At 69.0% G+C, this 6003-nt stretch carries 3 protein-coding genes and 2 pseudogenes; 2 read left to right on the forward strand and 3 right to left on the reverse strand.

What is annotated here, in order from left to right:
* Nucleotides 1–244, reverse strand: a pseudogene (locus D7V88_RS38085) (hypothetical protein); the annotation flags it as partial.
* Between the two features lie 141 nt (nt 245–385).
* Here D7V88_RS38085 and D7V88_RS38090 point away from each other — a divergent pair.
* Complete coding sequence (locus D7V88_RS38090) at nt 386–583, forward strand: hypothetical protein (protein WP_120545451.1); 198 nt, start codon at nt 386–388, stop codon at nt 581–583.
* A gap of 9 nt (nt 584–592) precedes the next feature.
* Here D7V88_RS38090 and D7V88_RS38095 read toward each other — a convergent pair whose 3' ends face one another.
* Both D7V88_RS38095 and D7V88_RS38100 read right to left on the reverse strand, forming a co-directional pair.
* Nucleotides 593–1222, reverse strand: coding sequence for a DUF2716 domain-containing protein (locus tag D7V88_RS38095; RefSeq protein WP_147449050.1), 630 nt, complete (start codon nt 1220–1222; stop codon nt 593–595).
* A gap of 235 nt (nt 1223–1457) precedes the next feature.
* The gene (locus D7V88_RS38100; protein WP_120545453.1) at nt 1458–2870 is read right to left on the reverse strand and encodes an RluA family pseudouridine synthase; all 1413 of its coding nucleotides are present in this window, start codon (nt 2868–2870) and stop codon (nt 1458–1460) included.
* A 428-nt stretch (nt 2871–3298) separates the two neighbouring features.
* On the opposite strand from D7V88_RS38100, the pseudogene D7V88_RS38105 reads away from it, so the two are divergent.
* A pseudogene (locus D7V88_RS38105) lies at nt 3299–6003 on the forward strand (multicopper oxidase domain-containing protein); the annotation flags it as partial.

Here is a 6003-nt window from a genome sequence, read left to right on the forward strand (position 1 = left end):
CCCCGCCCTCCAGGATGACGGCCCACGCGTCCTTGCGCTCCTGGAAGAAGGTGAACTGCCACTGCAGGTGCAGGTGCGGGATGACGGCGCCGTTGCTCAACTGCGTGCCCAGGAACACCCCCCGCGGCAGGTAAGCCGGCGTGGGGGACTCGTGGTACAGCGCGTCCGGTTTGCGCGACTGCGCGTGCGCGGTGGAAGCCAGAGCAAGCGAAATAACCAGCAATACACGGACGTTGCGGAGCATGGGGTCTCTTTCCCCCATGGCAGCGCGCACTTGTCAACGAAGTGTTCGGTTCGCTATGACACGGCGCACCCTCCGGACGGGTGAGGCGTCGGCCCCTGCCGGCGTTCGTCTCGGGAGTGGTCATTAGGAGCGGGACACCGCATGCCTGTCGTCACGGTCCGGGCCGGAAGCAAAGCAGGTCCGGCGCAGCTCGACGCCCTGGTTCGCAAGGTCACCCAGAAGACCTCGGGTCTGCTGGAAGAGAATGACCGCGTGCTGGTCGTCTACCGCGAGGGGCACGCCAGCCTCTACTACGAGGGGGAGCCCCCTGCGCGCGCCGTCACGCCGCGCCCCGTCTGAAGTCCCGCGTCATTCATCGGACTTCAACCTGCGGGCCCGCCGGAACAGCTCCGGGGGGTCGCGGTCCACGGCGGCGATGAGGCGCGCTCCCAACAGCTCGTAGGTCTCCGTCTCGATGGGCCCCCGGCCTGGCGCTTCCAGGCCGTCGAAGTTGCCCACGCGGTAGCGCGCGGCGAAGACGAAGTGGAAGTCCGGTGGCGCGAAGAGGTGCTCCGGGTCCCCCGCCGGGTGGACGTCCATGGCCCAGCGCGCGTCGAAGGACGGGGGATGGATGCCCCGCTCCACCAGCTCCATGTGCTCGCGCGTGTAGAGGCCGGTCCACTCCTGGAGCGTCGCGCCCACCTCGAAGGGGACGTGCGGGTGGAAGCGGTAGCAGGGGTGCTGCGGATCCAACGCGTAGAGCCAGCCCCCCGGGGGCGTGAGCTCCCGGAAGACCGCGAGCATCCGCTCCGACAGGTCGCGGTAGAGCATCAGCCGGGCGTCGTGCTCCAGCCGGAAGAAGGCGTCGTCGACGACGAAGCGCACGCTGCCCTGCTCCGGCGAGGGCCACGGGTGATCCAACGCGTGGCGTTCGGCATCGCCCGCGAGCGGCATCCAGGCCTCGGGTTCAGGTTCAGGTTCAGGTTTGAGCTTGAGCACGGCGTCCCCCTGGCGTCACGAAGTCCCGGATATCGCGCGCATCCCGGGTCTCGTGCAATTGCCCCTCAGGATGGGCCTGGGACTGTGCATGGCATCCGACGCCCACCGGGACGTGGGATGGAGATGGAAGGCAACAGCGCGGCGACAGGTGTCGCGCGGTGGACGGCTCTGCCCGGTGCGCCTCGATGTGTTCAGCAATGAGAGGATCATAGGACAGGCACGCAGGGCCGTCAGGTCAGAAGGGAGCGGGGGCGCTGAAGTCCAGACGCGCGCCGGTGTGCGGATGCGTGAAGGCGAGCGCCGCCGCGTGCAGCATCAACCGCGTGTCCTCCCGGCCGAAGCGCTCATCCCCAACGATGGGCGCCCCCAATCCCAGACGGTGAGCGGCATGGATGCGCACCTGGAAGGGATGCCGGGTCACCGCGACCCACTCCACGCGGGTCCTGTCCTCGCCGCGCGCCAGGACCTTCCACGCCGTCACGGCCCGCTTGCCATGGACCCGGTCGACGCAGTCCTCCGGCGGCGCATGCGACGGTCCGCGCAGAGGCTGCTCGATGAGGCCGGACTCCCCCGGCACGCGGCCTTCGACCCAGGAGACCTGGCGGAGCTCGGCCTCGCGACGCGCGAACTGGCGCAGCAGCGTGGCCCGGGTCGCGGCATCCCGCGAAACCACCAGGAGGCCGGAGACCTCGGGCTCCAGGTCGTGGAGGAAATCGGCGCCGCTCAGGGTCGGGAAGCGCGACTGGAGCCGGACGAGCACCGAGTCGCGCGCGGGTGAGTGACGTTCGGGCACCGTGGGCAGGCCCACGGGCTTGTCCACCACGAGCAGCCACGGATCCTCATGAAGGATGCGGGGCTCCTCGATGAAGTGGACCGGCCGGGGCGCGGGATCCGCCGACAGCCCTTGCAGCATGTACGGCAGGACGATGCCGCATTTGTTGTCACACGCCGGGTAGTACGCGCCAGACTCGCGCCGGCCGTCCAACGGCGGCGCCCCCCACCAGAACTCCGCGAGCGCCAGGGGCGTCAGTTGGTGGCGAAAGGCATACGCCAGCAGCTTGGGTGCCGCGCAATCCCCGGCTCCACCTGGAGGCGGTCGCGGCGCGAACAAGGCACCCAGCGGCTGACTTTCCCCCCGCGCGTTCGGAATCACATAGCTGAGCGCCATCCGCCGCCAGAGGTCCCGGGAGCGCTCCGCGCGCGAATGCGCGACTTCGGCCAGCTCCGCCTCCCGCGTGGGATCCGACGCAGCGGCATGAAGCAACGCCGCATGCCGCCGCCCCAGCACGGCCAGCTCCGCCTCCCCCGCCGGCCAGAACGCATCTCGCGCGACCGGGTCGAACAGCGGAGGAACGAAGCCCTCCACATTCCACGCGCCCCCCAGCATTCCGGAGAACGCCCTCAGGAAGCCGACCCGACCTCCCGGCTCCGCGACGACCAGCACGCCCAACATCTTCCCGCCGCCGGGCTGCTCCAACGCCTCCCAGCGCTCGCGCCGCAGCCGCTCCTGGAGCACCTCCGCCGCCTTCCGGGCCAACGGCGCCGGCGGTCCCGGTGCGAACGGGCTCGGCAGACGCGCGGGCACGTCCCCGGGCAACGGAGGCTCGTAGAAGTACGTCACAAGCTGGGAGGGCCAAGCATCACTCACATTGATATCCACACAAAACGTTGCCGCGTCGCGTTCACCCTATCAGAGCCCCCACCCGACCTCATGGGAGAGGAATCCCCGGCAACCCCTTCCTTTGAATCTTCTCAGAGAAGAGGGTTTCAGGGCGCGCTCCCCCAGTAAATCCAGCGCCTTGGAAGCCCTGTTTACTTCCAGCCACCGACTCCCCTAGTGAAATACGTACACGCTAAGCATGTCTGTGTTTCATGAGAGCGTTTCTCAGGAAGAGGTGAGGGATTCCTGAGGGTCTTCTTACAAAACCTCTCTTTCATGGCCGTGGGCAGCAGCAACGCCGAGGGGGCGTCATGTATCGCTTTACCCAAAGAGGCAGTGGGTCGCGGGCCCGTCCAGCCGGGCAGCCGCCCAGGGTGCCTGGACGCACCCTGCTGTGGGCAGTGCTTTGTGGCGCGATGGCCTGTCAACCGGAGGGCGACGGAGCACCGACTGCCACCGGGCCCCAGGCCTCCGCCGCGCAGGGCATCCAGATCGTCAACCTCCCCTACCGGGACACGATCCCCGCGGCGCCGGTGCCGCCGCCATCGCCGAACTGCAACCGGCAGCTCACCGCCCAGGTGGTGGCCCTGGATCAGGTCTACACATACAACCGGCTGGGTTCCTACAACCCCACGGGCATGATGTACGCGCTCCGCGAGGACGTGGAGGCGCTCGACACCAAGGCGCCCATCGGGCCGGGCAATGCCCGCATCCGTACCGACAAGCGCCCGCGCCCGCTCGCGCTGCGCGCCAACGTGGGCGACTGCCTCACGGTGGAGTTCTTCAACTATCTGGCGCCCACGCGCTCCGCCATCCCCAGCCCCTCGCAATCCCAGCCGGGCGTCAGCCGGGCGTCGGGGTCCAACAATGGCTGGAGCTTCCTGCGCAAGGTGCTGCCCGCGTGGGTGCTGACGCCCTCGTATGACCGGGTCAAATCGCTGCTCCAGGGCAAGCCCGCGGGCGGCCTCTGGTTCAACCTGGGCGCCGAGCTGGAGTTCGACGACGAGCACCGCCAGGACTCCCCCGCCACGCGCACCGCGTCCATCCACATGCAGGGCCTCCAGTATCTGGCGCAGAAGTCGGACGGCGCCTGGGTGGGCACCAACGTCAGCAGCCTCGTGTCCCCCGGCGGCAGCACCAAATACACCTGGTACGCGGACCACGAGGGCGTCTTCTTCTTCTACAGCATGGGGGCCTCGTTCGGCGGCCAGGGCGACGGCGGCTCCACCGTGCACGGCCTCTTCGGCGCCCTCAACGTCGAGCCCGCTGGCTCCAGTTGGTACCGCTCCCAGGTCACCGGCAAGACGCTGGAGGCCGTCACCCAGAGCCGCAACCCGGACGGCACGCCCGTCATCGACTACGAGGTGAAGGACGCCTCCGGCCGCCCGCTGCTGGCCATCCTCGACAGCTCCAACGCCATCCGACACGGCGACCTGGAAGCGCTCATCACCGGCTACGAGCGGACGGTGATGGGCACCAAGACGTCCATCGACACGGGCAGCTTCCGCGAGTTCACCGCCATCTACCACGATGAGATCAAGGCGGTTCAGGCCTTCGACGAGCTGGAGTGGAACCCCACGTTCCACAGCGTGCGCGACGGCTTCGGCATCAACTACGGCGTGGCCGGCCTGGGCGCGGAGCTCATCGCCAACCGCGCGAAGATTGGCCCCACCAAGGACTGCGTCACCTGCGAGTACGAGGAGTTCTTCCTCGAGTCCTGGGCCAACGGCGACCCCGCGATGAACGTGGAGAAGGACGCCTCCGGCAAGGCCACCCAGGCGCTCTACCCGGACGACCCCACCAACGTGCACCACAGCTACCTGGGTGACCCGGTGCGCATCCGCAACATCCACGCGGGCCCCGCGGAGACGCACGTCTTCCACCTGCACGCGCACCAGTGGAAGTACTCGCCTGGCGTGGAGGACTCCAACTACCTGGACTCGCAGACCATCGGGCCGGGCTCCACCTTCACCTACGACATCAACTACGGCGGCTCCGGCAACCGCAACTTCACGCCGGGCGACTCCATCCACCACTGCCACCTGTACCCGCACTTCGCGCAAGGCATGTGGGCGCTGTGGCGCGTGCACGACGTGTTCGAGTCCGGCACCAGCGACCGCAAGCTGCCCGACGCGGAGATCAAGAACGGTACGCCCAACCCCGCCGTCGTGCCCCTGCCCAACCGCGTGATGCCGCCCATGCCCACCTACGTGGCCACCAGCGTGGTGGACGCCTCCAGCGGCAAGACGGTGACGCGCCCGGCGTTCCCCGGCTTCCCCTTCTACATCGCCGGCATGACGGGCCGCCGCGCGCCGCAGGCGCCGCTGGACCTGGAGTTCGACGGCGGCCTGCCCCGCCACATCGTCACGCGCGCCGTGGGCCCGGTGACGTACGGCGCCTCCGGCCGCTTCGACGTGGATCCCTCCGCGCTCAACATCAAGCTGCTGCCCCAGGCGGGCACGCCCATGGAGAAGAACGCCATCGCCTTCCACGCGGGCGAATTCCCCAACGCCTCCAGCGTCGGCACGCTCTACGGAGACACGGCCGCGGGCTATTCCGCCTACACGCCGCAGGGAGGCACGGGGAGGTTCACCGTCAACGGCCGCAAGGGCGTGGCGGGCGCTCCCTTCGCGGACCCCTGCCCCGCCAACGCGAGCGTGCGCAACTACCGCGCGGCCTATCTTCAAATCGACATGCAGCGCATCAACCGCGCCGGCTGGCATGATCCGCAGGCCCGCCTGATGGTGCTCAACGAGGACGTGCCCGCCACCCAGGACGGCTTGCGCCCGCCGGAGCCCTTCTTCTTCCGGGCCGAGTCCGGCGAGTGCATCAACTTCTACGCGACGAACCTCATCCCCGCGCACCTGGCGCCGGACGACTTCCAGATCTACACGCCCACGGACGTCATCGGGCAGCACATCCACCTGGTGAAGTTCGACGTGACGGCGGCGGACGGCGCCGGCAACGGCTGGAACTACGAGGATGGCACGCTGTCCTCCGACACCGTGGCGGAGCGCATCCACCTGGCCAACGCGGCGGGCGGCGCGTTCGCCGCGGACGGCAACGTCAGTGAGACGGGCACGCGCGTGACGCTGGCCGCCCCGGCCACCCACCCCCGCAT

The organism is Corallococcus terminator, assembly GCF_003611635.1.
GTDB classification, from domain to species: Bacteria; Myxococcota; Myxococcia; order Myxococcales; family Myxococcaceae; genus Corallococcus; species Corallococcus terminator.

Coding starts and splice junctions, on each gene's coding strand:
- D7V88_RS38090 (WP_120545451.1), top strand. CDS start 386: ATGCCTGTCGTCACGGTCCGGGCCGGAAGCAAAGCAGGTCCGGCGCAG.